Source organism: Pseudoduganella danionis (assembly GCF_009720775.1).
In the GTDB taxonomy this organism is placed as follows: Bacteria; Pseudomonadota; Gammaproteobacteria; order Burkholderiales; family Burkholderiaceae_D; genus Rugamonas; species Rugamonas danionis.
Genome location: NZ_WNKW01000014.1, coordinates 1 through 26,896, shown reverse-complemented (window position 1 = coordinate 26,896; position 26,896 = coordinate 1). Strand labels below are relative to the sequence as shown.

The following is a 26,896-nucleotide window of genomic DNA, read 5'->3' as shown; positions in this document are numbered from 1 at the left end:
CGGTCAAGGAGGAATTTGACCGCCAGTACGCCGAGGCCGGCATGACGCAATCCGAGTTCTTGCGCGAGTTGTTGCAGCGGAACAAGGTAACGATCGTGGCGAAGCCCCGCCCTTCCCTCGACTTGAAGAAGTTGGTTTTTTTGTTCAGCAAGGCAGGCAACAACCTCAACCAGTTGGCGCACCGGGCCAACGGCGCGCACCTGGAAGGGACAGCCAACGAGACTACCTACCGGGCAATTCTTGCCGCCCTGGAGGCAATCAAAGCGCAGCTAATGCGAGGTATTGATAATGCTCGTTAGAGTTCGCGGCGCCATAGAGGGTATTGGTAAGTATTTAAAGGAAGGTCATAAGGCTGGCCGGGAACACTCACGCGACGAGCTGGACGAGCGTTTAATTCTGGCTGGTGACTTGGATATTACGGACGCCATAATTAATAGCCTTGATGGGACAGGTCAACTATATAACCACATTACCCTATCGTTTAAAGAGGACTTTATTCCAGAGGAAACCTTGGCTGCTATTGTTGAGGATTTCCGCGCCTTCGCTATGTCAGCATTTCGGGAGGAAGAATATAACTTTTATGCCGAAGCGCACTTGCCAAAAATAAAGAGCCTTATCAATAACAAAGAAGGGAAATTGTATGAGCGAAAACCTCATATTCACATACTCATTCCAAAAGTAAATCTGCTAACCGGTAAGCGTGCTGAGCCGTTCGGCTTCTTTAAATTGTCCGAAGAACATATTGCGGCATGGCAGCAGAAGATTAATAACCAGTATGGCTTAGCCGATCCGCAAGACAATAGGCGGTATGACTTTACCGACGCATCGGAAATGATAAGCCGATATAAGGGAGATACGTTTGATGGCGCTAATAAGGAATTGCGCGGGCGAATTTTAGATGCAGTCCTTTCGCGCAAGATCGAAAGCTATGAGCAATTCTCCGAAATGCTGAAAGAGTTCGGCGCTGTTCGGCAACGAAATAGTGGCAAACCAAATCAGTATGCGAATGTCAAGCCGGCCGATAGTCCGAAGGGGATCAACCTAAAGGATTATGTGTTTTCGCGTGAATTCCTTGCGCTTTCCATCGAAGATAAGCGCCGCTATATAGCAACGGAAGATCACCGCACTTACCAGGCGGCAGCGGCGCCACGCAAGACCAGTGCGGAATGTGAGGCAATACTCAAAGACTGGCACGAGCGCCGCGCTAAAGAGGTCAAATACCTCAATTCTGGCTATACCAGCCTTTACGAACGGTACAGCAAGCAAATGAACCGCGACCAGAAAATAGCATTTCTGGCAGAGCGAGAATTGCGTTTTTATCAACGACATTTAGGAGCCGACTATGGCAGAGACACCACCGACCGAACGGACGCACGAGCAGCAGCTTTTGAGCGTATTGGAGACAATCTCAGATCATCAAGCGCTGATCTCGCAGCAGCTCGCGGAGCTGCTGGAAATCTTGACCGCGCAGCCGGAAACCTCGCTGATCGAGCAGCTATCCGAGCTGTTGCAACCGCTCTTGAGCGACGTGCAGGAAATCAAAGGCAAAGTCGCGCACCTGCCCAGCACGGCGCCGAGCGCGCCGCCAACGGCGTAGTAGGACGCTACCGGCGCGAGCTGGACGAGCGCCGCGCCGTGGGGCAGGCCGCCAAAGGCGGCGAATTCGGAGAGATCAAGCAGCACCTTGAGGCTGGCAGGCTGCTGGCCCACCTGTCGAAGTCGCACGGCGTCATCGTTGAGAAATACGAAGTCACGCGGGGCAAGGACGGCAGCGAGCGGATCAAGTGTGGCAATCGCAATCTGAATGTGTCGGACTTCCTCACCAAAGAAATGAGCCTGCCGTGGAAGGATGCCGCGCCGATCCTGCGCGAAGTCTATGCCGCGCAACGTGGCCGCGTGCATCACCAGGCGAAGCAGGCTCCGAACCGTGAGCTGTGGGCCAAGTATCAGGACTGGAAGAAAAACGACGCGCCACACGAGCAACGCGAAGCGAAACGCCAGATCCGCGCGGCACATAAGGAAGCGATCGCCCAGGCAACGAAAGAATTTAACGCCGCCCGATCGCGCATCGAGGGCGACCGTACACTAGCGAGAGGCGAAGCCAAGCGCCTGATCGACATTGCGAAGGCCACACGCGAGCACGCAAAGAAGGAAGCGCGGGATTCACGTAATGTAGCCCTTGCCGCCGAACGTGAGAAGTGGAGCGAGAAAGAGGGTAAATTATATAAACGGTTTCTTGCCGAGGCGGCGCAGACCACCGATCCATACGCAGAGGCGGCGCTTGATGAACTGCGCAAGCACGCGCCCGACGTGGCCGAGAAGGAGGACGCCGCCAGCTATATCAAGGCCGCAGACCAGAACGCAAAAGAGCAGGGCGCACCGATCAAGCGTGAAATGCGCTACAGCGTCGACCTGAAAGGCCACGTTACCTACAAGATCGACGGCCGCGAGGCATTGAAGGATGAAGGTAAGCGCGTGAATATCCTGCGCGCCAGCGATGGCGATGTGATTGAGCAGGGGCTGTACCTGGCTAAAGCGAAGTTCGGCAAGGTGCTGACGCTGCACGGTTCCGACGAGTTCAAGGCCGAGGCGGTGCGGATCGCTGTCGAAAAAAATATTCCGGTCGATTTCAGCGACCAGCATTTGCAGCGCATGAAACACCAACTCGAACAGCAGAAGGCGGAACGCCAGCGCCTGCGGGAGCAGGGCAGGAAGGCTATCGAAGTCGAGCGCGCACGCAAGGAGAAGGAGAAGGCCGAGGCGGCGCAGCAGGCGCGCGCCAAGGCGAAGGAAAAGACGAAGACAGACGCAGGGAAGCCAGCGCCGGCAACGGCCAAGGATGCAACCGCGGCGCCGGTGCAGGCGCCGGAGCCAGTCCTTGCCGTGCCAGGATCGCAGCCGCCGCACAAGCAGCACGGCACCTACAAGGGCGAAGTGCTGGCGGTCGATAATGCGTATGTCTACCAGCAGACGGGCAAAAACGTTGTTCACCATCTGCGCACCCAATTTAACGAGCTGCCCAAGGTTGGCGACGAACTGGCAATCAGGTACGACGCCGGCAAGGTGACGCACGTTAAAGAGATCGACCGGGGCCACGGCTACGGGCGATAACAACTCAACCGCTAAGGAGTTCACATGAAAGAAGAAGTCACCAACCGATACGCAAATGCGACCGCCAGCCGCGAGGCATTGGAGCGCGAACGCGAAACCGCAGATCCAGACCGCCGTGCGGCGATCGATGCGCAGCTCATCACCATGCGCGATGCCGAAGGCGTAGCGCGGCGCGAGCTGGACGAGCTGAACGGCTTTTCGGGCGTGCCTGCCGTCGAGCAGCCGGCCGAGATCCAGCAGGCGCAGGAGCAGCAGGCGCAGCAGCCGCAAGCACCGGAGACAGTGCGGCAGAAAGAATACACGTCAGGGAACCGCTTTACGGGCGTTCTCGGCGCGATGAAGTCCGAGAGGGTTGTAGAGACTCATACGCACATCGACATCGTGGAAGCCCGTATTGCCAATGCACGCAGCGCGCAAATCAGCGACCAGCTTGCCGCCGACAAGGCCCGTCAGGACGCTGAGAAGGAGCGCGCAGCCGAAGCCAAAGAAATCGACCGGGTACGCGCTGAGCGCGTGTTTGAAGGCGGTCACGCACCTGGCGAACTCGGTACGCAGGATTATCTGCGCATGGAGGCCGAGCAGCGCAAGGCCACCATCGAATACGCGCAGCGCGCGGCAGACAAGGAGCAGCGCGAAGCCGCCGAGGCGGAGGCGGTCATCGCCATGACGGAAGAAACCGGCATCGAGCATGTAATCCTGCCAGCCGATGCCATGATCGAGGGTGAAATCGTCGCCGCCGCTGTGGTGAAGGACGAGAGCTATTTTGCCGTCGAATTTTCCGACGAGAGCGGCAAGACCGTGCGCGCACTGATCCCGGCATCCGGCCATAGTTTCGATATTGGCGACGAGATTCAGGTGGAGCGCAAACTTGGCTATCACATTGACGCTTCGTATGGTTACGGCCGCTAACGGCGCCATGCGCTATAGGCTGGTCCTGCCGGCACGCCGCCAGGCGCTGCAAGCAGGGCAGGGCGGTTTCAAGTGGATCATGTTCTTTGCTCTGCAAGCCGTCGTTCTCCTGCTGCTGCTACAGGCGCAGCAGGAAGCAGCCAATCAACGAATGCCGCTCCTGATCCGGGCCGGCCATCCATCCGACAATGAGTGTAACTGTGGCCATTGCCGGCAATGCCGACTGGCCGAAGAAAGGGAATGTGATTATGGACGATAAGACGATGGCGGCGGCGCCGATCGGGGAGCGGTGATTATGGCCTACGACACCAAACCACTATGGGATGCAGCCTTGCAGCGTGAGCCGCAGGCTGCTGTTATGCCGTGCCGCTGCGGCTCGATGCCGGCGCCACTTACTAACATATCCGGCGATGAGCGGCGACGCTGCTGGCCGTGCTACGAAAGCCAGTTCCGTGTAGCGATGGACCATTGGAGCAACTGACTACACCAAAGAAAAAGCCCTGCGATGCAGGGCTTTTTTGTGGGCTGCTTGGACTACGCCGGCAGATTAGATAGGTCTGTGGTTACGGCCTCGATGCCGAGGCCGCGTACGAACTTGAGTGCCGTCCCGATTCTGTAGTCCTTCGGTTGGCCGCGCTTCGTGTGGACCACATCACGCCCGCCAGTGTTGAACTGGTAGGCAATGCGCGCACGCTCTGCATCTTGTAGAACGATCGACACCGATCGAACGGCGCCGACCTTGTAAAAGGTGGTGAAGATTTCCTCAGTATGCTTTGGCATGGTCAATCCTGCGTATGGCCGGCATTGATCTGCATAGCCGACATTTGTGCGTGGTCCTGCGGTATGAAGCCTTCTAGATCGCGGATTCGTTCGTGCATCGCTGGCTTTCTTCTTTCGTTGCCGTCCTGATTTTGCGCACCTGTATTTTGCTTTCCGCCAGATATAGATGCGCCAGAGGCGTCACCAAAATTAGCAGATTCCGACGCTGCGCTGCCAATAGCCGGTGTCGCTGATTTGGCTGATTCCGATGTTGCACTACCAGTAGCCGGTGTCGCAGATTTAGCAGATTCCACCGCTGTACTGCCAGAAGATGACGCCGCTGATTTGGTAGATTCCGACGCTGCGCTGCCAGTAGCCGGTGCAGCAGATGTAGCAGATTCCACCGCTGCACTGCTAGAAGATGACGCCGCTGATTTGGTAGATCCCGACGCTGCGCTGCTAGTAGCTGGTGCAGCAGATGTAGCAGATTCCACCGCTGTACTGCCAGAAGATGACGCCGCTGATTTGGTAGATCCCGAAGCTGCGCTGCTAGTAGCCGGTGCAGCAGATGTAGCAGATTCCACCGCTGCACTGTCAGAAGATGACGCCGCTGATTTGGTAGATCCCGACGCTGCGCTGTCAGTAGCTGGAGCCGCTGAAAATTCCGATGCTGGACTGCCAGTAGTTTGTGCCGCCGATCTAGCAGATTCCGCCGCTGCACTGCCAGAAGATGGCGCCGGTGATTTGGTAGATCCTGATGCTGCATTGCCAGTGGCCGGCGCCGCTGAGTTGCCCCCAGAGGACGACGCTGCAGGCTTAGCGGACATTGAACCGCCGCGCGATGCCTCAATGGACGAAGCTATCTTGCCGCCAATCGAGTCGTTGACTTTGTCACCAAATACGCTAGATCCACTATTAACCATGCTGCCGATCCCATTTGTTGCCATCGCAGTGCCTTGGCTGACGACTTGACCGATAGCGTGGGAAGCCGCGCCCATTCCACTAAGTCCCATATCTGAAGCGGCGTTCATACCAGCATTCAATGCCTTAGCCAATCCTGCGGCGCCAGCCACAGCATTACCTAAGCCGCCAGCGGCAGCAGGTGCCATGCTGGTAGCAGCGGCGCCGATACCAGCAGCGGCAGCACCAATTCCAAGGGCTGTTTGTGCTAAGCCTGATGCAGTAAGGGCTGGTGAACCGGACATCAGTCCCGCAGCAATGGCTGGGACTTGAATAACGATGTAAGCGTACACTAACACAGTCCCGATTGCGACAAAGGTACTTGCAATAAGATGGTTAGAGTCAATAATGACACTATTTACAATAGTTTGTCCGGCACCTACTACTAAGTAAATCATCATCAATTTAAGCCCAGTTCCGACTGCGGACTGTAGGTATTTTGTTGCCATGTCAGTGGTCCAGCGAGAACCACCAAATCCCAGCAGAATTACACCAGCACCCACAACTAGATAGCTTTCGATAGTCGTCACCAGCAGCACGGCCGCAACAAAGCAAAATGCTATAAAGATAGCTAAGGCGCAAAGCCACATCGGTAAGGCCAACGCTAATTTCTCAGTAATGTCGAGTTTTGACAGAAGGGTGGTGATGCCTGTCGCAAGATCAAAGCCTTTCATCAACAAGCCGTCAGGCGTCGAAGTCGTGCCGCCTACGTCTTGCCCGATCTTACGGAAACTGTCTATGATGGCCGGTATCCAGGTATCGCAGAACTTTATCAGGGAGAAAAAAAATCCGATTGTGAATATTTTTTTGACCAGACTGATTACGATTTCCTCAATCGTATTTTTGTCGAGTACGTAAACCACACTAGTCCATGCAAAATCGACTCCAACTAGTAACCAAAATAGGCGCTGTGCATGTGCCTTAATTGCTGTTTGCCACGTTAACTGAAATGGCTTGAAGGCTGCATCGATGCCATCGAGTACCCGAAAGGCCGGTACGACTTCCTGTGCGTTCGAAAAGTTGGAGAGCGATAAAAATAGCAGGGCCAGTATTGGATATACGGCGAAACGCCATTTGCTGCTGAGCAGTGTTTGCAATTTCAACAGACGATTCATTATGTTTCCTATTTAATCGATTTGTTATTTTTGGGGAGCTGATCGTAGATCGATTCGACGGTCTGTTTTTTGTCCGGCGCTTTAATGCTCTTATTGTCTTTCGGCAGTTGCTCATAAACGGAATTCACATTTTTTGTTTGTTCGGCTTGTTTGCCACAACCGGTCAGCAGCGATACGGATGCTGCAATGAGTAGGGACATGGCGATAGTTTTGGTGTTCATAGTTGGTCCTTATTTGATCGAAGAATTGGTAGTTGGGAGTTGTTTATAAATGTTATCAATCGCAGTCTTACTAGCATCCCGTTCGCTTGTCTGCGCGGCCATGAAGTCGCCTTGTGAACGAATCTGTGCCATCTGGAGTTGACGAAGCTGTTGCATCTGGCTAACCATTGCCACACCTATTTGGTTTCCCGCTTGTGTGGCTGCTAGCTGGCCGTCAGCGGTTTGAGATTTGTTTATTAGTTCATTCATCATGCCTTGCTCACTGTTGAAGTTTTCCGCGTGAGCAGTCACCATAGATAGAGCATTCTTGACTGAATTTAAGGTGTTACTCGACCAGTCGCGATAGCTCTGGCCGTAATTGAAGTTAGCACCATATCCCGGATGTATTTGTTTGAAACGCGAATCAATTGAGGCCAGGCTGTAGGCCATCTGCTGGCCACCGGATACAATCTGTTGCAGGTTTTGAAACGACTGCATCATATTCTGATCCTGCCACAGTTTTCGCGCCGCTTGGTCAAGCAGGTTACTTGGTGTTATCTGCTTAAGGTTTTGCATCATGGCGTTGTATTGATTGAGCTGGTGAACGGTTTGTTGCGCTTGCTCGACATAGGCTTTAGCAAGTTGGAAGTTATTCAAGATTTGGGTGTATTCCGTAGCGCCAACCACGGAACCAGCGCTTGCCACCCCATGAAAGGCGAGGGACAAGAGCGCCATTAAAGTGATAGATTTAATTTTCGTAGCTGTTTTAAGCATGTTCCCACCCCCGACGTGCGATGTGATACAGACCCACCAGCGCGATTGCCGCAAGGACGGCACCCACTGGCAACAGGTAGCCACCCACCAGTACCGCTAATGCAACGCCGATCAGGCCGGCCAGCGCGAACACGGCGAATATCCCGGACATACGCTTACCGATAGCTGCGTTAATACCTAGGTAAATTGCGACGGCACCGACCACCAGTAGCCAGAATATGGCCGCGTCGCCGGACCACAGCCCAGTTGCTGGGCCGGCTGCTACACCAGCGGCAACGAAGGGAATTAAAAGCGCCAGCGGAAGGGCGGATACCCGGCTGGGTGATACGGGCAGCTCGCGGGCCACCACATCAATAATTTCGCGATTGTTGTACATGACTTCTCCCATTAAAGAACACTATGATTATTTCATATTTCCACTTGGAAATCTATATTAAAGTCTTTTTAAATCAAAGACTTAACGCTATCAAGATAGCCTGATAGCGTAATAGCACTTAGTTGAATTCAGTGAGCGCGGCTGGCGTGCCTGGCGTAACGATTTCATCGTCCGCAAACATGACCATTCCTTTAGCGTATAGCTTGCTGAGGTGACGGGCTGTGCTGATGACCGAAACAGAGCCGGAACGATCAGCGCGCAGAGGGTATGGGAGAGTGGGGCCGAACATCGCAGCGAGCGTGCGAGGGCCGAATTTTTCGCAGGCGCTAAACGGTACGCCGGCAATAACGGTAAAATTGGACTTAGCCATGTTTCACTCCTTACTAGTGAGATTGTGGTTAGGCGCTTTTCGGTGTTCCCGCACCGTTGAGCGCCGCTTTACTGCTGGTCTTACTCTTGCTTCTTGCCTTTGGTGGCGTCTTTTCCCTTTCCGTGTTTTTCTAAGTAGTTATCAACCGCGCGGCGCACATGTTCTGCGACCGGAGCGCCCGTTTCTTTGTGCAGCTCGGCCAGCTTTTCGCGTTGCGTGTCGTCCAAGTAGACGTTCATTCGTGTTTTTGTGTTCATGTACATCACTATACACCAATATACACCAATTGCAAGAACTTTCTTGCAGTCTATAGTCGGAATTCTCAGTAACTGCGGCTGGCGTAGTTACTGGAACCACGCGCGCCACAAGTACACGTGTTTTCACACACGCTTGGCCGGTTTGCGCCATTGCGCGAGGGCCACGGCCGCGCCGCTGGCCAGCAGCACCGCCACCAGGCAGCACGCGCCGACCGGGTGACTATCCAGCGTGACGACGAAAGAAGAAAAGGCATTGATGACAGCAGGGGAAAACTCAATCGACATAGCGGCTCCACAGGGGAAAAAACACGTATAGCAACCATCTTGCCGCCGAGCTGGCGGCGTGGTTGCAAACCATGTGGCTGATTGTCCGGGAGTCGGTACGGCGATTCTTGTGGTGGGATTTCCGCGACACAGGGCGCGCGCCGGCCGGCATCGAGGCGGTTACTCAATTTGACTAATAGCCAGGACGGCACGTGTTTTCACACACGCTCGCCGCAGGCGCCAGAGGGAAGAAAGGCATTTTCCGTAACGGGTTACTCAAATTGACTAACCCGCTGGCGCCGCGATCGGCGCCTACAGTTCGCCCAGCCAGCCGGCCAGCAGCAAAGCACTCAGGCCGGGGCTGACGTTAAGCAGATCCACCAGGTAGCCGAAAGGCGGTTCCGCTTCCCATGTGGCGATACGGCGCCCATCGGCGCATGTGGCCCACAGCCGGCCATGCTCATAAGTCCAAGTGGTGTTCATGTGTAGTTCCGTTCAGTTTCCGGGGACGCCCCCCAGCCCTTACGGTCGCGTCACGACGCGCGGCGCGCAACATATCATCGTCTTGATGCCGTGAATTTTGGCTGGGCAATGGATAGCCGGTAAGATAGTGGGCTGTCCAGAAACCTTTGCCAAGATGCCACTTTACGATAATGCCAAGTACCTGATCCGTGCCAACCTGGAGGAATGCGAGCGGGGCGGCAAGGTGCGCGCTGTCGTCATCGGGCATTTCACGCAAGCGCAGTATGACGCCATCAATGCCTATCGGGCATCGGTGGACCTGCCGAGGCTGGAAAGCCCGGAAATCGTGATGCTTGGCTCACACCTCTACCGCAGCCGAGTCACCCGCGACGGCTATACGATTGATGATGTGATGCTACAGATTGAGAGCGCCCTTGCGGATACGGCAATGGCGTTGCCCACACCGAGAATGACGGCCACGCGCAGCACGACCCTGCGCGCGGACGGCTACGGGAACAATGTGCTTGATGAGGCGGTGTACGAGCTGACGCAGCGCAAGCCAAGAGCCGAGCTGTTCTCTGTCGTACCGAAGGGCGACACGATCAAGCCCCCTCAGAAACCAGCCGTATAAAAGAAAAAAGCCGCTAAGAAGCGGCTTTTTGAAAACTTAGGAGCATTCGCCTGGGTAACTTAAATCTGTCCAGCGCACCAACGCTCCATGCACACATGATAGCACAGAATGATCGGAAATGAGCAAGCGTGACCCCGGATGATGTTGCGTGAAGTCTAGGCCGAGGCCGGCCCTAGCGGCGGGCAAGAGCCGCTAGCACGTCCGCATGGGTGGCTATCACGCGCATGGCATTCCTAATGTTAGGAGTAATCAATTCCAGTTGGCCCGGTACGACCAGGCAAGCCCTCGTTTGTCCATGCTTCCCAATCCCAAGCGAACGCCAGTGCATGCTCGCCATCCAGTACAGGACATGCGGAACCATGCAGCGCGGCAATGAACTGTTTACGCCACGGTTCGGGAATGTCATCAATTCTCACAAAGTAGCGTCGGCCGTTGTGCATATAGACCGGGACAGCATTAATTAGCTCTTGTAAATTCATTATTTAATGTCGCGTTTGGTTGCGATGATGGCGCGCATATGGGCCATCACCTTGTCATGCGCCTGGGCGCGGACCCTGCGAGCGCAAGCCGTCGCATCCTTAGCGGTGGCCAGCTCGGTTTCGATCGGGGGAGGGATGGCTTTCATGGCCTCAAGGCTACACCAGCGCAGCGGCGCCGGCCAGCGCGCCGGTTACTCAATTTGACTAATTTCCGACGTTGAAAGCATTGACCAGGTGCCGCGCCGCGCGCGGCAAGTCATATTTTAGCAACCGGCTGCAAAAATATAAGGGTGACACTGACTGCTTGGAACGGATTTTATGTAAAACGGCAAAATATTTCTTGTGGCCGGTCACTATGTCCGGTAGAGTGTCTACATTCCGCAGCATTTTAGGACGTAAATCATGGATGAACAGAAACGTGGTCCCGGCCGGCCGGCCGGATCAGGCGAGCAGTTGCCGCCCACCGAACGCAGCCGCCAAAGCCGGCAGAGCCGAGCAGCGGCCGGCGCCACTAGGTTAGATTTTTACCTAGACCCGCAGCAATCTGGCCAGCTCGCGGAGTTGATGGAGCAGTGGGGCATGAGTACGCGCAAGGAAACGGTACAGCACGCACTCGATATCGTTCACCAGACCGTGGCCAAGAACCGGAAGGCGGCAGCATGATTACCGCCCAAGACGACGATTCCGCGTTGCTTGCCGATGGCTTCGAGCAAACAGCCGCATTGCTCGACTTGCTGCTGTGGAGCGGCCCCACGTCGATGATTCCGACTCGCGAAGCCGTGATGAAGTGGCGAGCAACGCTGATTGCTCGCGGGCCAGAGTTCGCAAGCTTGGTGACTGAATGTGATGAATGGCTCAGGCCGAACAAGGGAGCGCAGGATGAAGTACAGCTATGAAATCACCCCGCGCCCGGTCGAGCTGGGCGGCGGCTGGCGCCTGCGCCTACTGGAAGGCAGCGAAGAAATGGGCGGCGGCGTGTTCCCTATCGACCAAGAGCAGGCCGCGCCGCACAAGGGCATGGACTGGTGGAACAGCTTGCAGGAAACAGAACGGGCATGGTGGCTTGAACGGACGGTGGAGCGTGGCGCGGTAGGCACCGCCGCCGAGGCGTATCTGTCCTACCTGCTGGCCGAGGCGCACGCTGACGCTGAGGCCACGGCCTACGAGTGGCTTGATTCGAGGGATGATGGAGCAAGAGTATGAGCGTTAAGAAATCTCAAGCAATGGCTAATATCCAGGCCCGCGCCGACGCTGCCCTAGCAGCGCAGGAAGCGCGTGGGCAAACGGACCTGTTTGCCGATGTGGAGCAGCCAATCCAGGCGCAGCAACCCAACATTGAACAGCTTCCAGTAACGCTGGCCAAGACCACCACCAAGCGCGCTAATCTTCTGCCTGCTCGGCATGTAGATCGTGATTTCTTCCTGTGCGATATGTTCGATTACGCATTGAAGGATGACGGCGTAAGCATGGAAGCACCAATTTTCACGCTATCAACCAGGCCAGATTTAAACGTTTGGCACTGGAAAAGCAAAGATGGAAATAAATCGCTGACGGTCACGCCCAGCGTCAAGGGACGCGCAACGCAACACGATAAAGACGTTTTAATTTTCATCGTTTCGCAGATGACAGAAGCAATCAACTGTGGGCGGCAAGATGCAAAAAATAAGGTTGTGCGCTTTGTAGTCTATGACTTTTTGACAGCCACGAATAAAGCAACTAGCGGAGATGAGTATCACCGCTTGAGCGAGGCATTTGAGCGCTTGCGAGGCACCTCAATTACCACCGATATTAGGACCGGAGGGACGCGAGTACGTGAAGGATTTGGGCTTATTGATAAATGGAAAATCATTGAAAAGGCGCCAGATAACGAGCGCATGATTGCCGTTGAAGTAACGATGTCAGATTGGCTTTTTAACGCAGTCCAGGCGCAAGAGGTATTAACCATCCACCGTAACTATTTCCGGCTTCGCAAGCCACTGGAGCGCCGCCTGTACGAGCTGGCCCGCAAGCATTGTGGCAAACAGGCGTCATGGTCGATTGGACTGGAGCTGTTGCGTGAGAAGTGCGGCGCGCATAGCCACATTCGATCATTCCGCAGCCAAGCTATAGGGATAGCTTCGGCTGACGTGCTGCCTGAGTACCGTATGCTCTACGACCGAGAGAAAGATCAAGTGACCTTCTACATCCGCGATGCCAAAAAGCTAATAGCTGCTGTAGCGTCAGGGAAAAGCAAACTACCAGGTGCGCAGTTTTCTTAACCAGTGCCGGTATCGTGTTATCACTGACGCCAGTGCAGAGTATCGTGGTTTCAATGACAGCCGCCCAAGATATCGTGGTTTCATTGACGGCTGTGGATAGTATCGTGGTTTCATTGACGGTTTTCTGTGGATAGTATCGTGGTTTCATTGACGCTGACTTCGTGGTTTCATTGACGCCCATCTTTCACGGAAGCAAGCTCCGCGCGGCTTCCAAGTAGTTACCCACAGCTCTAACAACGCGCGCGTTTTTTAACTCTTTTAAAATCTTTTAACGACGCGGCCTGCGGCCGGGCACCCCGCTGCGCGAGGTTCCCCGGACAAGCCGGCTCCCCTCCTGGCTAATCAACAGCCCGCAAGCGGGCTAGGAACGCGCCCAAGGGCGCGTATGAACACAACCCCACGGTATGCACACGTCTGTGACTCGCACCATGCTTTCGGCGGGCTACGGAGTTGGCCGCAAGCGGCCAAGCCCTACCGGGCCGGCTCCTACCGCCGAACTCGCCGGCAAGCCGGCGAGACCGCTACATGGCGCGATGATGCACCAGCTTTGCGCGACTGTCTGAATGGTCTTTAGGGAAAGGTATGCGGGATTCCTGGCAAGTAACGCTGCCGCAGGTACGCCCAGGCTTGCGGAGCGGGCCTACAGCGCGTTTTCCGAGGAAATCCGCCCATTCCTGCGGCGGTGGTCTGAAAAACCGCTCAAAACGGCTAATTTTCGGCCTTGGCCAGCTCCACATACCACGATTGCGCCGTCCGCTTCCTCGTCACGTCGTCCTGCTCGACGCCGGTTATGGTCATGCAGCCGTTGCTGATGTACAGCACAACGGCATCCAGCAGCGGCGGCAGCACGTAGGCGCCGTTCGATGGATCACACAGGCGAGCGCTGCGCACGATGCGCCGCATATCGCGGTCGTGTTCTTCGGACAGCGATAACTTGCCCAGGTGTGCCGGCCTGGCCGTCACCGCTCGATGCCGAGGCAGCGGGCGCCCTCCTTCCTCGTACAGCAATGCGACTTTGACTAACATGATTTGCGTTAAGGAAATACTGTATAGAAACACAGTATAATCTACGCACGGACGCGCGCCCTTTTGCGCGTCTTTTTTGTTAGGGAATATGCTATGAAAAAGATCACACTAGCGGTATTACTGGGGTCGTCTCAGAAAACGGAAAATAAAGCACGCTAAGCCGGTTGCAGCGGCCGTAGCGGCCTGAACTTGCCCGCGCCGATCTTGGCGCTGCTGCGCCAGAGGTAATCGCCGGTCAGGTTGATGTGCTCCCAGCCGAGCGGCGACAGGTACTGCAACAGGCCGTCATCGACGGCTTGACCGTGGCCACGCAAGGCGTTCGCGGCCCGCTCCAGATAGACCGTGTTCCATAGCACGATGGCCGCCGTCACCAGGTTGAGGCCGCTGGCCCGGTAGCGCTGCTGCTCGAAGCTGCGGTCGCGGATTTCCCCCAGGCGGTTGAAGAACACGGCGCGGGCCAGCGCGTTGCGCGCCTCGCCTTTGTTCAGCCCGGCATGCACGCGGCGGCGCAGCTCGACGCTTTGCAGCCAGTCCAGGATGAACAGCGTGCGCTCGATGCGTCCCAACTCGCGCAGGGCGACGGCCAGGCCGTTCTGGCGCGGGTAGCTGCCAAGCTTCCTGAGCATCAGCGAGGCCGTCACCGTGCCCTGCTTGATCGAGGTGGCCAGCCGCAGGATTTCGTCCCAGTGGGCGCGGACGTGTTTGATGTTGAGCGTGCCGCCGATCATCGGTTTCAATGTCTCGTAGGCGGCATCGCCCTTTGGAATGTAGAGCTTGGTGTCGCCCAGGTCGCGGATGCGCGGCGCGAAGCGGAAGCCCAAGAGGTGCATCAACGCGAAGACGTGATTCGTGAACCCTGCCGTGTCGGTGTAGTGCTCCTCGATGCGCAGGTCGGATTCGTGGTACAGCAGGCCGTCAAGCACGTAGGTCGAATCGCGCACGCCGACATTGACCACCTTGGTGTGGAACGGCGCGTACTGGTCGGAGATGTGGGTGTAAAAAGTCCGCCCTGGGCTGCTGCCGTATTTCGGGTTGATGTGGCCGGTGCTCTCGGCCTTGCTGGCGGTGCGGAAGTTCTGACCGTCCGACGATGACGTGGTGCCGTCGCCCCAATGCCCGGCGAAGGGGTGCCGGAATTGGGCGTTGACCACCTCGGCCAGCGCTGTGGAATAGGTTTCGTCTCGGGTATGCCAGGCTTGCAGCCAGGCGAGCTTGGCGTAGGTCGTTCCGGGGCAGGACTCGGCCATTTTCGTCAGCCCCAGGTTGATCGCGTCGGCCAGGATCGTGGTCAGCAACAGGTTCTTGTCCTTGGCCAGATCGCCCGATTTCAGGTGTGTGAAGTGGCGAGTGAAGCCCGTCCAATCATCAACCTCCATCAGAAGCTCGGTAATCTTGACGTGCGGCAAGATCATGGCCGTTTGGTCGATCAACGCCTGCGCAGTGTCCGGCATTGCCGCATCGAGCGGCGTGATTTTCAGGCCCGACTCTGTGATGATGGCGTCCGGTAGGTCGTTGGCCGCCGCCATCCGGTTGACCGTGGCGAGCTGCGTTTCCAGCAACGTCAGCCGTTCATGCAGGTACTGGTCGCAATCGGTGGCCACGGCCAGCGGCAATTCGCTGGCCTGCTTGAGGCTGGCAAATTTCGCTGGCGGCACCAGGTAGTCCTCGAAATCCTTGAACTGGCGGGAGCCTTGCACCCAGATGTCGCCGGAGCGCAGTGCGTTCTTCATCTCCGACAGCGCGCACAGTTCGTAGTAACGCCGGTCGATTCCGGCGTCGGTCATCACCAGCTTTTGCCAGCGCGGCTTGATGAAATCGGTTGGCGCATCGGCGGGCACCTTGCGGGCGTTGTCGCTGTTCATGTTGCGCAGCACTTCGATAGCGTCGAGCACGTCCTTGGCGGCGGGCGCGGCCCGCAGCTTGAGCACGGCGAGGAATTCCGGCGCGTAGCGGCGCAGCGTGGCATAGCTCTCGCCGATGCGGTGCAGGAAATCGAAGTCCTCGGGCTGCGCGAGTTTCTGCGCCTCGGTGACGCTCTCGGCGAAGGCATCCCAGGACATGACGGCTTCGATGGCGGCGAACGGATCGCGGCCGGCTTGCTTGGCCTCGATCAGCGCCTGGCCGATGCGTCCGAATAGCCGCACCTTGGCATTGATCGCCTTGCCGGATGCCTGGAACTGCTGCTGATGTTTGTTCTTGGCGGCGTTGAACAGTTTGCCCAGAATGCGGTCGTGCAGGTCGATGATTTCGTCAGTGACGGTCGCCATGCCTTCGATGGTGAGCGCAACCAGAGTCGCGTAGCGGCGCTGCGGCTCGAACTTGGCCAGGTCGGCTGGCGTCATCTGGCCACCCTCGCGGGCGATCTTGAGCAGCCGGTTCTGGTGCACCGACCGCTCGATGCCGGAGGGCAGGTCGAGCGCCTGCCACGCCTTGAGGCGTTCGATGTGTTCCAGCATGTGCCGCGAGTTCGGTTTGACCGGGGATTGCCGCAGCCAGGCCAGCCAGGTCGTCTTGCCGTTGTCGCGGCGCTTGAGCAGATCGTCGAGGCGACGGCGATGCATGTCCGATAGCGGTTCGGCCAAGGCGTCGTAGATGCGCCGGTTGGCGCGGGTGATCGCCTCGGCGCTCGCCCGCTCGACGGCGTTGAGAGCAGGCAGAATGACCGACTGCCGCCGCAGGTGCTCGATGAAGGCGCTTGCCAGCACAATGCCCTTGTCGGTTTGCATGGCCAGCTCGGTCAGCGTGTGGACGGCCTGCCGGTAGTGGCTCATGGTGAAGGGCCGGAAACCGAAGACGGTTTGCAGCTCGATCAGGTGCTCACGCCGGGTCTGCTCCCGCTGTCCGTACTTGCCCCAGCTTTCGATGCTGACCTTGAGCTGGTCGGCGACCAGTTTCAGCAAGGGCGGGAACGGCGGTTCATCAACGCCCAGTATGACGCCCGGAAAGCGTAGGTAGCAAAGCTGCACCGCGAAGCCCAGCCGATTGGCTGGCCCGCGCCGCTGTCGGATAATCGAGAGGTCGGTATCGCTTAATGTGTAATGTCGAATCAGGTCGTCCTTGGAGTCCGGCAACACCAGCAGGCTTTCCCGCTCGGCGGCGGAGAGGATCGAACGGCGGGGCATGCGGTTTCCTTCTTCTTGAAAACGTAGGTTTGTGACAAGCCCGCCAAGGCAACCGGCGCGGCACGGGAATCAAGGCATTGCGATTCTCGAAAATAGTTCTTGAAATTCTATTCTTGATTGCATATCATCTCAACGAGTTTCGATAAGAAAGGATGCCCATGCGACCGTCTGTTGTGCTTGACATGAAGCGAAGCGCAGTGCGTGAAGCGGTAGGCCGCTTTCGCGCCGCGAACCCGCGCGTCTTCGGCTCGGTGCTGCATGGCACCGACCGGGATGGCAGCGACCTCGACCTGTTGGTCGATGCGCTGCCCGGTGCCACGTTGTTGGACTTGGGCGATTTGGAAGAAGAACTGAAATCGCTGCTCGGCGTTGACGTCGATCTGCTGACTCCCGGCGACCTGCCGCCGAAGTTCCGGGCCAAGGTGCTCGCGGAGGCGCAACCGATATGAGCGAGAACCGCCTGCCCGATTACCTCGACCACATTCAGCAGGCCGCAACCGATGCGCGCAGCTTCGTGGAAGGGATGGCCAAGGACGACTTCTTGGCCGACAAGCGCACCCAGCAGGCCGTCATCATGAGCCTGATCGTCATCGGCGAGGCGGCCACAAAGGTGATGGATGGCTACGTCGAGTTCACCCAGGCGCATGCCGACGTGCCGTGGCGCAGCATGCGCAATATGCGTAATCGCATGGCTCACGGCTATTTCGACATCAACCTCGATGTGGTGTGGGAGACGGTACAGGAATGGCTGCCGGCGTTGCTCCAGCAATTGCCCGCCGTGCGTCAGGATGCCGACGATGAAGACCGTAACGACAAAGGCATGGAGCCATGACCAATCAAGCCGCCGATGTTCGGCCCCTCTGGCGTGTTCGATCCCGCGACCTATGAGCCGCGCTCGGGCAAGACCTTCTGGATGGCCGCAACGGACGTGAGTTCGCTGGTGGGCAAGGAGGCAGCAGCCGACACGCTCATCGGCAACTGCACGACCGCACGACCAGCCTCCCGTTCAAATTCGAGTTAGAACTCATATCCAGCCTGTCTGGGGGCACTGTGAAAGAGGGATCTCCGATGACTGTTGAATCGAGAATATTTTCTGTAGCCGAGTATGTTCAGCCGTCCGAAGGCGAGCCTATTCGTTCCGTTGTGCTTGAAACCCGAGACTCAATTATCGTGGTTTGGCATGTCCATCCCGGGCAGGAAATTGCGGCTCACATTCATCCTCACGGCCAAGACACGTGGACTGTTTTGTCGGGAATGGCTGATTACTTTCAGGGCAATGGGATTGTTCGTGCCCTCAGGGAAGGTGAGATAGCCGTGGCAAGACCGGGCCAAGTGCACGGGGCGCGAAATACAGGTACCGAGCCATTTGTGTTCGTCTCGGTTGTGGCATCAGCCAATGCCGGTTTCGTATTGGCTGAGCGATAGAGCCCAATCTCTGGAGTTGGTCCAATGAGCGGTCGGGGAGATAGGTAACAGACATGCAGCGGACACGGCTGCTAAACCAGGTCGCAAACCTCCTTGCGTCGCAGCGTGCCGCAAGCGACGCGATCAATCGAATGGGGTCGGCATGAGACTGAACACCATCCAGTTCCCGACCGCGTAGCCGCCTGTCCTGCCGATCAGGTCTTGACCATCGACGCCTGGGATCAGTCCTGAATGTTCTTGGAGACCACTACGTTATGAGCCGCAGCCGCCGCAAAACACCCATCGTCGGGCACACGACCTGCGGCAGCGAGCGCGAGGACAAGAAGCTCTGGCATCAGCGCTGGCGCACCCGTGAGCGCACGGCGCTGACCAGCGCGTCGCCCGAAGCCCTGAGCGCCCATCTGCCCCTGCTGGAAAACCAGGCCAGCAGCGTCTGGTCGATGGGCAAGGATGGCCGCTCCTACTGGCCCGTCAAGCGCCAGGCCGCCACGGCGGATCGCATCGCCAATCACAAGGGACGCAACCCGCAAGAACGCGCCTCCCTGAAAAAGCGCCTGCTGCGCAAGTGGATGAGCAAATGAAGCTCTCCTTCCATCAGCACATTGCGCTGTTCTGGATGATCGGTGCTCCGGGCGTCTTCGCGCCCGTGATCGAGAACGCCAAGCGGCCCGATGCCGGCGCCGTCATGGCGTGGGGTGTCGCGATCGTGGCGGTGATGATCCTCTTCACCCCTTTGCTGCTGCGCTGTCCACCATTCCGGCGCTGGTATGGCCGGACGGATGCGCTGTCGGAGCGGCAGCGCCAGGCGCTTGCCGAGCGCGGCCTGCGCCGCTACTACCAGACCGCTTTCGATGACGGCTACGTGCCCCGCGTGATGCCCTACGTGTGGCGCATCATCTGGACGGTCGGCGGGTTGATGGCTGTGACCGCCGTACTGCCTACCAACACCGGACGGCCAGCCTTCGATGCCTTGGTGGTCTTCTCGACCTGGTATCCGATAGGCGTGATGCTGCTGGTTTTCGCGTCGAGGCCCCTTGGCCGGTTGATTCGCCAAAGAGCACAGGAGCGGCGGAAATGAGCACGTCAACCATCGAGGCGCTGGCCAGCGCCTGGGCAAGGATTGCCGAGGAAGCGGAATTCCCCGCTGACTACGAGGGGACTGCCACACCACAAGCGCATCGGGCTAGCGAAGCTATTCAGGAGCAGATTCGGGAGCGCATCGTCGCCACCAACGACATGCGGCTGTTCAGCCTGCTGCACCTGCTGGGTCAGGCGTCGCTGCGCATGGAGCAAGCGCTGTGGCCGGAGGATTACGAGCGGATGACGCGCGAGGTTGAGGAAGCCCTGCGGCAAGCCACCGACGCCAACGCCAGATCGTACACCCACGAAGAAGTGATGCAGGCGATGCAGGAACGCATCGACCGGGCGCGAGACAAGCCATGTTGATTGGCTATGCGCGCGTCTCGACGCAGGATCAGAACCTGGAGCTGCAACGCGAAGCCTTGAGCAAGGCCGGATGTAAAAAGGTCTTCGAGGACAAGGTGAGTGGCACGCGGGCAGACCGGCCTGGCTTGGCCAAGACGCTCGAAATGCTGCGCGAAGGCGATACTTTGGTCGTCTGGAAGCTCGACCGGCTGGGCCGGTCGGTCAAGCAACTGGTCGATCTGGTCGGCGATCTGCACAAGCACGGTGTCCAGTTCAGGAGCCTCACCGACTCCATCGACACCGGCACACCATCCGGGCGGTTCTTCTTCCACGTCATGGCGAGCCTTGCCGAAATGGAGCGCGAGCTGACCGTCGAGCGCACCCGCGCCGGGCTGGAAGTCGCCAAGCAGCTCGGCCGCAAAGGCGGCCGCAAGCCGAAGATGACCGACAGCAAGATCGAGTCGGCCAAGAAGCTGCTGGCCAGCGGGGTGCCGCCCAAGGACGTGGCCAAGAACCTCGGCGTGTCCATTCCGACGCTGTACCGCTGGGTGCCAGCCTCCACGCACGCTTAGCGTGCTTTATTTTCCGTTTTCTGAGACGACCCCTTACTGGCCGGTTTGTTTACCGGTGCTGCCCATGCACAGAGCGCACCAGGTAGCGGCTCGCAAAGCGTTGCCACCGGCACCAACGCCAACGCATCCGGCGCCAACAGCACGGCCACCGGCTACGGCGCACAGGCAACCGGCGCCGACTCGACGGCCACCGGCCAGAACGCGCAGGCTACGCAGGACCAGGCGACGGCGACCGGCGCCGGAGCCTTCGCCACCGGGACCGGCAGCACCGCGACAGGCGCGGTCGCTGTCGCCAGCGGCAACTACAGCACGGCTACCGGTATCAGCTCCACGGCCACCGGGAATTTCTCGACCGCTACCGGCATTGCGGCCAACGCGCAGGGCGCCAACTCGACTGCGACCGGCGCCTATTCTCAGGCCCAGCTCAACGGGACGGCCGTAGGCTACCAGGCGAACGCCAGCGGCACCGGCAGCGTGGCGCTCGGCGCCAACTCGACGGCCACGGCCGCGAACACGGTTTCGGTCGGCAACGCGGCAACCAGCCTCACGCGCCGAATCGTCAACGTCGCGGACGGCACCGCCAACAGCGACGCGGCCACGGTTGGCCAGCTCAATGCCGCGATCGCGGCTGTTGGCGCCGGCACACCCGGCACACCCGGCCCGCAGGGCATCCAAGGGATTCAAGGTATCCAAGGCGTGGCCGGCGCCGCTGGCCGTGACGGTATCGACGGCAAGGACGGTAAAGATGGCGTGGTGGACTATGCCCAGGTCAATGCACACATCGACTCCCGCGCGGCCGACACGCTCAAGGCAGCGGCCACCGATGCGACGACCAAGGCGAGCATCGTCAACGACCGGGTTTCGACAGTGGCAGCGGCCGTGACCACGGCACAGACCACGGCTGATGCGGCGCTGGCCGGCGTGGACAAGGCCATGCAGTACACCGACACGACAGCGGCCAAGACTTTGCAGGAGGCGAACGCCTACACCGATGCGCGCGTGGACCAGCTCGGCGGCAGGATCACGGCGCTTGATGGCCGGATTTCCAGCGTGGAGCGCGCGGCCAATCGCGGCATCGCGGCATCGCTGGCCATGCAGCAGGCGCCGGCAGCGATCGGCCCCGGCGAGTCGGCCGTGACGGTCGGCGTGGGCGGGTACGGCGGCGAAAGCGCAATCGCGGTCGGCGTCCACCACGTCACCCGGCGCAACTTGGTCATTTCGGGCGGGGTGGCCACCTCACCCAATGGCGGGCGCGTAGCTTGGCGCGCGGGCAGTTCGTTCAAGTTCTGATTGCCTTTTCCAACGTCGGAAACGCCAATGCAAAACGCCCCTTTCGGGGCGTTTTCGCTTACTGCGGCAGGCTTTATCGCAACTTGATTTCCTTTGTCTGACGCGGGTTGGTGGACACGTCCACCACCGTGATTGACAGTGGGCCATCGCCGGCCGCGAGCTGGCGATATTCTGCCGCCGTAGTGATGTTGTTGCCGTTCACGGCCGTTACCCATTGCTCTGCCTTGATGCCGGCCTTTTCTGCCAGTCCGCCAGGCGCCGGATTCATCGTCATTGGAGCATGAATATTGGCCGGACTCATGCTGATCATGTCTACCACATCGAGTCCCACTACCGGTGCGGCTGGCCCACTGGGCAGCATGCTCTCAATAGCTGGCGCCTTGCCCATAACGATTAGTGGATAAACCGAAAGACCGTTACGCTCGACATTGAAGGTACTCCCCTCTCCTGTGTAATATCTGGGGATCTTTCCAGTATTGTGCAGCACATTTCGATTGATAGCCTTGATTCGATCGCCTACCTTAAATCCAGATCGATCCGCTAGGCTACCGGCCTTGATAGATGTCACCAGAACTACGCCATCCTTTTCTGTAAGGGTCAGTCCGTCACCGCCAATGTCGCCCGCAGTACTGATGCTCGATGTGTCGCCGTTCAGATTGAACATGTTGCGTACTATGTCGGCGATGCCTTCCGATGCACCGGCCGCTTGCTGGCTCGATGGGTGCATCAGATCCGATACCAGCATCAATGCCCAAATGCTGCCGATGATGGCTACTGTTTTCCCTGCTGCTGTTTTGTCGATATTCACGTTACTACCTCCCCTGCTTTTTTCTTTGCCACGTATGGCGGCATCTGTTCAGGCATCGCCACGTATTGCAGGACCACACGCGCGATCGGCAAACCGATCAACTTCAAGAAGCCGTGCAGATCCGGCAAGCCTTGTACTTCGGATGCGAGGACGGCCATTTGCTGGGATCTGCGCTCGCTGACGTTCTCGCTATTATTTGGCAGTTCGCCAATGCGGGTGCTGGTGCTGTTCGAGACTTCGGCGCGCTTCACTTCCTGCTCGCCCAGCTCATTTTCAAAATACTTGCCGGTTTCGTTGTCGCCCGCCCGCAGTACGAGCTTATTGCTCATGCTCGATAGCAGGGTTTGTGCTTCATCCTTGCCGTATGTCGTCCTGAGCTGCGCGATAGTTTGGAGGCCAGAGACACACACGCCGCCGTATTTGCGCAGCTTTGTCAGGCCAGCCCGCAGGCTGGACACCTTGCCGAGCGAATCCAGTTCATCCATGATGTACCACAGGCGCCGGTTGGCGTTTTCGCTCAACGTCAGTCCTTCCACGATGGCCAGTTCTAGCCAGCACGCGATAAGGTTCCGCAGCAGTGCCATTTGATCGTCGCGGTAAGTCAGATACAGCCACGCCGGATTACTGTCGGAGTCGCGCACCCAATCGCGTACCGAGAAGGTTCCGTGATCCGGCAAGTATTCCCACGCTGCCAGGTACACCGATGCGATCATGCGAATGCTGGCCAGCGCCTTTTCGCCTCCCTTTTGGATCATCGGATATGCGGCCGTGCCGGCAAGGATCGGCTCAAGCTCTTTGATCGGCGCCGAGTTCATCAGGTACAGCAACTTATGCGTGGAGAAGTCCCCCGCTTTCCACTGAGATTTCAGCGCGGCGCCGAGCATGGTCTGTGCGTAGAAATTCCATTCGCCGGCCTCGCCGGCCGCATCGGGAATCGCTGCCTTTGCGATCATCTGGCAATCGTATTCCTCACGGATTTCCACAAAGGCGGACCAGCCAGCAGAGCGGCCGTCAAGCGGGTTCAGGATAGTTTCGCCTAGCTCACCGAAGCGCGCTAGATAGCCGGCGCCTGGATCGGCAATGATGGCAGCTTGTTGGCGTTTGCGCACCACCCGCAACATGCCGTTGATGGCCTGCGACTTACCGGAACCCGTAGCCCCCTCGATAAGGAAGTGTTGCGGCTCTGCGCCGAACGGCACCGGCACGCCGCCGAACTCGACCAGACGCGCGAGGTCCGCAGGATCTACACCGCGCTTGAGCTGTACCGCCAAGGCTGCACCATCAACCACGGCGGCGCCACGGATTAGCGTTTCGTCGGCTTTGGCGGCGCCGCCCAGGCCGGAGAGACTGGCCGGCCCCGATCCCGGAACGCTGCCGCCAAGGATCGGACGGAAAGTGCCATCTTTGAGGCGGTAGCCTAATCCGGGATACCACGCGAACCACCAACCTAGACTTTCGACGATGTTAGCGAACAACGTCCCCATCCCGATCGAAATAGCCATCACCACCAAACTGAGGACGCCCATAATCACACCCTGTGTCATCAAGGCTTTGATAGCGTGATAAAGCTGAACCACGGCTACCAGAATCACCAAGTATCTCAGGAAGTGATAGCGTGTGCCGTGCGCGAAAAATGAATAGATATCGCGCGGCCCCAGCCATGCCGCTGATAGGCCGCTCCTGATGATGCCAGCGCCCTGCGCTGCGCCACGTAATCCTTCACTCATGGGGCTGTCCTTTCAACTCTGTTAAACTTGCTTCCGACCATTTTTGAAACTCCTTAGCGGTTGTGAAATTTTGGTCATGTGGGCCGAGGCGCAACCCTCGGCCCGCTTCATTTGCGGGGCTTGATTTCGTCTAGCTTGGCCGCAATTGCCCGCTGCTGCGCCAGCAGTTCGGTCACTTCGGCCTTGGTCAGAAACACGCCGAGCCATTTACCCATGACCGGAGTAGCCACGGCGCCGACCAGCAAGGCCACCGCCACCACGGCAGCGGGTTGCCACCACGGCCGTTGTAGCCGTTTCCGGGCCTCTGTGATGCCATCGATGGCCTTATCCCCTGCGGCCTTGATTGCTGCTGTTGTACGTCCTACCTCAGTACGGGTAGCGTCGTTGGCCTCGTTCAGTGCCTTGGTTGATTCGGCCAGCGCGATTGCTGCCTCTTTGATAGCCTTGACGGCCTCGCTTACAGGCAGGTTCACAGCTGGAACGATCGCTCCGACGACCGCCGATTTTGCGGCGGCGCCAACCTGCCCCAGCATCCCATCCACCGCCTTTTGCAGATCAGCCGCTTTCACGTCAGCCACGGCGGCGACTTCGAGCTTTGTCTTTTGGACAAGTCGTTCTTTGTCGTTTTGCAGCATGCCGATACTTTCCGAGATCTCGCCCAGCACTTCCTTGAGCTGGGCTTCGACCTCAACGGCTACACCTGGCAGCGAGCTTTGAAGCTTCTCCACCTTATCTAACAGCTCGGAAACATCACCAACCACGTGTTTATAGATAAGGTCGAGTTTAGTCCGCGCGTCACTCATGGCTTATGCCTTTGCGCTTGCACGTTTCGATTCAGGTTTTGCGTCCAAGGCCGGTGCCGCCAAATTCGGGAACAGCGCATCGAATGCTTTATTGAGGTCGCGGCTAACTCGTGGGGCGTATTTCTGTGCCAACACAAAATTGGAAAGGCGCGCTAGTTCATCTTCGGGCGCATTTTCCGGAAGCGCAACAAACCGAGCCTTGTAATCCGTTTTATCAGTCAAGATTTTTTCCAAACTGATATTGAGGGTGCTCAAGAGTTTGAATATTTCATGTTGGAATATCGTTGCTTCAAGCGAATACGGAATACCGGTAACAGTCAGCGCGCCCAAGAGATAATCAAATTCTTCTTCGGTGTCTTTATTAACGCCATTGAAAATTACTTTGATTTTCTCTTTTGCCACGCCTTGAGCAAGCAGCAATTCGATCGTTTTAAAAGCTCCCTTCTGTGCTTTATCGTCCGACAGCGATGGAATGATAAAGGCGTCGATTTCATCGTGACCTTCCATCCAGTCCATCCCGGCCAAAAATTCTTTCCCTTCTTTGGAACCGCCTACGTCGATAAGCGCGTTAGGCTGGCGAAGGAGTTCTTTGTACAGCTTGGAAAATTGTTCGCCAGAATATACGTCGCAATCAATTCCAAAATCTTTGACAGTAACATTTGCGGTGTCTACCGCGCTAACGCGCGCTTTTGGCATACGTGGGCAAAGCATGTGTGCTGCGATGGTGGTTTTACCGACACTACCAGCGAGCGAGCAGATAACGACTTTCATTTGTTTTCCTTCCCTTTCTTGAGTTGCTTCAACGAAAAATGTTTTGTTTCAGAACTTAATACCTGTTCGGTTAGCGTTTTACCTGGCTCAACCGTGATCTTCGTTTCAGGCGTGGCCCGCTGTACTGGTTCACTTTGGATTGCACAATCCAAATTTTCACCAGCAGCCAGCGCCGGCACCATAGGCCCGGACGACACGACCGCCGCCATGCTGGCCCGCTTCGTGGTCCCGGCTTCCTTCCTGATGCGGTACAGCATCGTTTCGAAGGTCTTCAATGTCAGCCCATAGCCGACCTCGTTCAACTTATCGACGATGGCCTGATTGCTGAAACCCTTCACCTGCAATTCCTCTATTTCCCTAAAAACACTACGCAGCCGCCCGATCTTGGAGCGGTGCGCGGTGCTGTCCTTCTCCAGAGACAGTAACGCCTCTGCATCGCTAATTTTTGCGCTCATATAGTTTCCCGGTTGCATGGTTGACTCATTATGTTGTGTCGCTGTTCAGAAGTCAACGTGTTTTTGTTGTGTGTCGCGATAAATTGTTGTGTTAGTGTTGTGTTGATGTAGTTTGTTGTTGTGTTGGCGTTGTGGTTTGTTGTGTTGTTGTTGAGCTGTTGCCCTATCCCTGCCGTTCTGTTAAGCTGGGGCTGTTGCTCATAGGAAGTACAGGCACGTGTGATATGTTTGCAAAAACCCTCCGGGTTTCCGCAAAATATCCGTGCCTAAGGGCGCTGCCCTTAGAAACCCGGCCTGCATACGCAGCCGGTAACACAAGGAAAAATGATCCAGCTCCGCAGGAGAAAGAACACATGGCACGGCCACGTAAGGACGAAAAAGACAAGCTCACCCGCACGATCGCCTGGCGCGTGTCGGAGTCGGTCAAGGAGGAATTTGACCGCCAGTACGCCGAGGCCGGCATGACGCAATCCGAGTTCTTGCGCGAGTTGTTGCAGCGGAACAAGGTAACGATCGTGGCGAAGCCCCGCCCTTCCCTCGACTTGAA

At 57.6% G+C, this 26,896-nt stretch carries 36 protein-coding genes; 18 read left to right on the top strand and 18 right to left on the bottom strand.

Features of this window, described 5'->3' with window-relative positions; translation table 11 throughout:
* From GM655_RS22275 to GM655_RS22260, 4 genes are all read left to right on the top strand, one after another.
* Positions 1-299, top strand: a 299-nt coding sequence (locus GM655_RS22275) for a plasmid mobilization protein (RefSeq protein WP_155436858.1), incomplete at its 5' end; no start/stop codon positions are given.
* Positions 289-3,111, top strand: a complete 2,823-nt coding sequence (locus GM655_RS22270; RefSeq protein ID WP_155436857.1) for an LPD7 domain-containing protein — start codon at positions 289-291, stop codon at positions 3,109-3,111. The genes GM655_RS22275 and GM655_RS22270, both read left to right, overlap by 11 nt.
* A 24-nt stretch (positions 3,112-3,135) precedes the next feature.
* Positions 3,136-4,020: a hypothetical protein gene (locus tag GM655_RS22265; protein WP_155436856.1), complete on the top strand. Its 885-nt coding sequence runs from the start codon at positions 3,136-3,138 to the stop codon at positions 4,018-4,020.
* Complete coding sequence (locus tag GM655_RS22260) at positions 3,980-4,279, top strand: hypothetical protein (protein ID WP_155436855.1); 300 nt, start codon at positions 3,980-3,982, stop codon at positions 4,277-4,279. The genes GM655_RS22265 and GM655_RS22260 overlap by 41 nt, the downstream gene beginning before the upstream one ends.
* A gap of 275 nt (positions 4,280-4,554) precedes the next feature.
* Here the strand turns inward: GM655_RS22260 and GM655_RS22255 are convergent, their stop codons facing one another.
* The 9 genes from GM655_RS22255 to GM655_RS22215 all read right to left on the bottom strand — a co-directional run bounded on the left by GM655_RS22255 (position 4,555) and on the right by GM655_RS22215 (position 9,578).
* Complete coding sequence (locus GM655_RS22255; protein WP_155436854.1) at positions 4,555-4,800, bottom strand: hypothetical protein; 246 nt, start codon at positions 4,798-4,800, stop codon at positions 4,555-4,557.
* 2 nt (positions 4,801-4,802) lie between these two features.
* Positions 4,803-6,854, bottom strand: a complete 2,052-nt coding sequence (gene trbL / locus GM655_RS22250; RefSeq protein ID WP_155436853.1) for a P-type conjugative transfer protein TrbL — start codon at positions 6,852-6,854, stop codon at positions 4,803-4,805.
* Positions 6,855-6,862: 8 nt separating this feature from the next.
* Positions 6,863-7,075, bottom strand: coding sequence for a hypothetical protein (locus GM655_RS22245; RefSeq protein ID WP_155436852.1), 213 nt, complete (start codon positions 7,073-7,075; stop codon positions 6,863-6,865).
* A gap of 9 nt (positions 7,076-7,084) precedes the next feature.
* Positions 7,085-7,828, bottom strand: a complete 744-nt coding sequence (gene trbJ, locus GM655_RS22240) for a P-type conjugative transfer protein TrbJ (RefSeq protein WP_155436851.1) — start codon at positions 7,826-7,828, stop codon at positions 7,085-7,087.
* Positions 7,821-8,204: a hypothetical protein gene (locus GM655_RS22235; protein WP_155436850.1), complete on the bottom strand. Its 384-nt coding sequence runs from the start codon at positions 8,202-8,204 to the stop codon at positions 7,821-7,823. Before GM655_RS22235 ends, trbJ begins: the two co-directional genes overlap by 8 nt.
* Before the next feature lie 118 nt (positions 8,205-8,322).
* Positions 8,323-8,574: a hypothetical protein gene (locus tag GM655_RS22230; RefSeq protein ID WP_155436849.1), complete on the bottom strand. Its 252-nt coding sequence runs from the start codon at positions 8,572-8,574 to the stop codon at positions 8,323-8,325.
* A gap of 80 nt (positions 8,575-8,654) precedes the next feature.
* Positions 8,655-8,813, bottom strand: a complete 159-nt coding sequence (locus GM655_RS22225; protein ID WP_196308829.1) for a ribbon-helix-helix domain-containing protein — start codon at positions 8,811-8,813, stop codon at positions 8,655-8,657.
* A gap of 141 nt (positions 8,814-8,954) precedes the next feature.
* Positions 8,955-9,116: a hypothetical protein gene (locus GM655_RS22220; protein WP_155436847.1), complete on the bottom strand. Its 162-nt coding sequence runs from the start codon at positions 9,114-9,116 to the stop codon at positions 8,955-8,957.
* Between the two features lie 291 nt (positions 9,117-9,407).
* Positions 9,408-9,578, bottom strand: coding sequence for a hypothetical protein (locus GM655_RS22215; protein ID WP_155436846.1), 171 nt, complete (start codon positions 9,576-9,578; stop codon positions 9,408-9,410).
* A gap of 154 nt (positions 9,579-9,732) precedes the next feature.
* On the opposite strand from GM655_RS22215, the gene GM655_RS22210 reads away from it, so the two are divergent.
* A complete protein-coding gene (locus GM655_RS22210) occupies positions 9,733-10,188 on the top strand; it encodes a hypothetical protein (protein WP_155436845.1) in 456 nt (151 codons plus the stop codon).
* 239 nt (positions 10,189-10,427) lie between these two features.
* Here the strand turns inward: GM655_RS22210 and GM655_RS22205 are convergent, their stop codons facing one another.
* On the bottom strand, positions 10,428-10,667 hold the full coding sequence (locus GM655_RS22205) for a hypothetical protein (protein WP_155436844.1): 240 nt from the start codon (positions 10,665-10,667) through the stop codon (positions 10,428-10,430).
* The gene (locus tag GM655_RS22200; RefSeq protein WP_155436843.1) at positions 10,667-10,813 is read right to left on the bottom strand and encodes a hypothetical protein; all 147 of its coding nucleotides are present in this window, start codon (positions 10,811-10,813) and stop codon (positions 10,667-10,669) included. Before GM655_RS22200 ends, GM655_RS22205 begins: the two co-directional genes overlap by 1 nt.
* 256 nt (positions 10,814-11,069) lie before the next feature.
* On the opposite strand from GM655_RS22200, the gene GM655_RS22195 reads away from it, so the two are divergent.
* Genes GM655_RS22195 through GM655_RS22180 form a run of 4 tightly spaced genes read left to right on the top strand, consistent with a single transcriptional unit; the run spans position 11,070 to position 12,925 of the window.
* Complete coding sequence (locus GM655_RS22195; protein ID WP_155436842.1) at positions 11,070-11,330, top strand: hypothetical protein; 261 nt, start codon at positions 11,070-11,072, stop codon at positions 11,328-11,330.
* On the top strand, positions 11,327-11,563 hold the full coding sequence (locus GM655_RS22190; protein ID WP_155436841.1) for a hypothetical protein: 237 nt from the start codon (positions 11,327-11,329) through the stop codon (positions 11,561-11,563). The genes GM655_RS22195 and GM655_RS22190 overlap by 4 nt, the downstream gene beginning before the upstream one ends.
* Positions 11,547-11,870 carry a hypothetical protein gene (locus GM655_RS22185; protein WP_155436840.1) on the top strand — a complete coding sequence of 108 codons (324 nt, stop codon included), beginning with the start codon at positions 11,547-11,549 and terminating at the stop codon, positions 11,868-11,870. The genes GM655_RS22190 and GM655_RS22185 overlap by 17 nt, the downstream gene beginning before the upstream one ends.
* The gene (locus GM655_RS22180; protein ID WP_229632698.1) at positions 11,867-12,925 is read left to right on the top strand and encodes a replication initiator protein A; all 1,059 of its coding nucleotides are present in this window, start codon (positions 11,867-11,869) and stop codon (positions 12,923-12,925) included. The genes GM655_RS22185 and GM655_RS22180 overlap by 4 nt, the downstream gene beginning before the upstream one ends.
* A 708-nt stretch (positions 12,926-13,633) precedes the next feature.
* Here GM655_RS22180 and GM655_RS22175 read toward each other — a convergent pair.
* Both GM655_RS22175 and GM655_RS22170 read right to left on the bottom strand, forming a co-directional pair.
* Positions 13,634-13,951 (bottom strand): hypothetical protein, encoded by a 318-nt coding sequence (locus GM655_RS22175; RefSeq protein ID WP_155436839.1) that lies wholly within the window; start codon positions 13,949-13,951, stop codon positions 13,634-13,636.
* A gap of 155 nt (positions 13,952-14,106) precedes the next feature.
* Positions 14,107-17,073, bottom strand: a complete 2,967-nt coding sequence (locus tag GM655_RS22170) for a Tn3 family transposase (protein WP_155436838.1) — start codon at positions 17,071-17,073, stop codon at positions 14,107-14,109.
* Positions 17,074-17,231: 158 nt separating this feature from the next.
* On the opposite strand from GM655_RS22170, the gene GM655_RS22165 reads away from it, so the two are divergent.
* From GM655_RS22165 to GM655_RS22130, 8 genes are all read left to right on the top strand, one after another.
* On the top strand, positions 17,232-17,522 hold the full coding sequence (locus GM655_RS22165) for a nucleotidyltransferase family protein (RefSeq protein WP_001247892.1): 291 nt from the start codon (positions 17,232-17,234) through the stop codon (positions 17,520-17,522).
* Positions 17,519-17,905 (top strand): HepT-like ribonuclease domain-containing protein, encoded by a 387-nt coding sequence (locus GM655_RS22160; RefSeq protein ID WP_003100872.1) that lies wholly within the window; start codon positions 17,519-17,521, stop codon positions 17,903-17,905. The genes GM655_RS22165 and GM655_RS22160 overlap by 4 nt, the downstream gene beginning before the upstream one ends.
* Before the next feature lie 236 nt (positions 17,906-18,141).
* The gene (locus tag GM655_RS22155; RefSeq protein ID WP_003465043.1) at positions 18,142-18,498 is read left to right on the top strand and encodes a cupin domain-containing protein; all 357 of its coding nucleotides are present in this window, start codon (positions 18,142-18,144) and stop codon (positions 18,496-18,498) included.
* A gap of 254 nt (positions 18,499-18,752) precedes the next feature.
* On the top strand, positions 18,753-19,079 hold the full coding sequence (locus GM655_RS22150) for a hypothetical protein (RefSeq protein WP_003100858.1): 327 nt from the start codon (positions 18,753-18,755) through the stop codon (positions 19,077-19,079).
* Complete coding sequence (locus tag GM655_RS22145) at positions 19,076-19,576, top strand: hypothetical protein (protein WP_003100856.1); 501 nt, start codon at positions 19,076-19,078, stop codon at positions 19,574-19,576. The genes GM655_RS22150 and GM655_RS22145 overlap by 4 nt, the downstream gene beginning before the upstream one ends.
* Positions 19,573-19,944 (top strand): hypothetical protein, encoded by a 372-nt coding sequence (locus GM655_RS22140; RefSeq protein ID WP_003100853.1) that lies wholly within the window; start codon positions 19,573-19,575, stop codon positions 19,942-19,944. Before GM655_RS22145 ends, GM655_RS22140 begins: the two co-directional genes overlap by 4 nt.
* Positions 19,938-20,495, top strand: a complete 558-nt coding sequence (locus GM655_RS22135) for a recombinase family protein (RefSeq protein ID WP_003100847.1) — start codon at positions 19,938-19,940, stop codon at positions 20,493-20,495. Before GM655_RS22140 ends, GM655_RS22135 begins: the two co-directional genes overlap by 7 nt.
* Positions 20,496-20,540: 45 nt before the next feature.
* A complete protein-coding gene (locus GM655_RS22130; RefSeq protein ID WP_155436837.1) occupies positions 20,541-21,785 on the top strand; it encodes a YadA-like family protein in 1,245 nt (414 codons plus the stop codon).
* 73 nt (positions 21,786-21,858) lie between these two features.
* On the opposite strand, the gene GM655_RS23355 is transcribed toward GM655_RS22130, so the two are convergent.
* From GM655_RS23355 to GM655_RS22805, 5 genes are all read right to left on the bottom strand, one after another.
* The gene (locus GM655_RS23355) at positions 21,859-22,593 is read right to left on the bottom strand and encodes a PDZ domain-containing protein (protein ID WP_155436836.1); all 735 of its coding nucleotides are present in this window, start codon (positions 22,591-22,593) and stop codon (positions 21,859-21,861) included.
* On the bottom strand, positions 22,590-24,320 hold the full coding sequence (locus tag GM655_RS22120; RefSeq protein ID WP_155436835.1) for a type IV secretion system DNA-binding domain-containing protein: 1,731 nt from the start codon (positions 24,318-24,320) through the stop codon (positions 22,590-22,592). The genes GM655_RS23355 and GM655_RS22120 overlap by 4 nt, the downstream gene beginning before the upstream one ends.
* 107 nt (positions 24,321-24,427) lie before the next feature.
* Positions 24,428-25,123 carry a hypothetical protein gene (locus GM655_RS22115; RefSeq protein WP_155436834.1) on the bottom strand — a complete coding sequence of 232 codons (696 nt, stop codon included), beginning with the start codon at positions 25,121-25,123 and terminating at the stop codon, positions 24,428-24,430.
* A 3-nt stretch (positions 25,124-25,126) separates the two neighbouring features.
* Positions 25,127-25,894: a plasmid stability protein StbB gene (locus GM655_RS22110; protein ID WP_155436833.1), complete on the bottom strand. Its 768-nt coding sequence runs from the start codon at positions 25,892-25,894 to the stop codon at positions 25,127-25,129.
* Positions 25,891-26,349: a hypothetical protein gene (locus GM655_RS22805; RefSeq protein WP_196308828.1), complete on the bottom strand. Its 459-nt coding sequence runs from the start codon at positions 26,347-26,349 to the stop codon at positions 25,891-25,893. Before GM655_RS22805 ends, GM655_RS22110 begins: the two co-directional genes overlap by 4 nt.
* Positions 26,350-26,702: 353 nt before the next feature.
* Here GM655_RS22805 and GM655_RS22100 point away from each other — a divergent pair.
* On the top strand, positions 26,703-26,896 hold a 194-nt coding region (locus tag GM655_RS22100), incomplete at its 3' end, for a plasmid mobilization protein (RefSeq protein ID WP_443094162.1).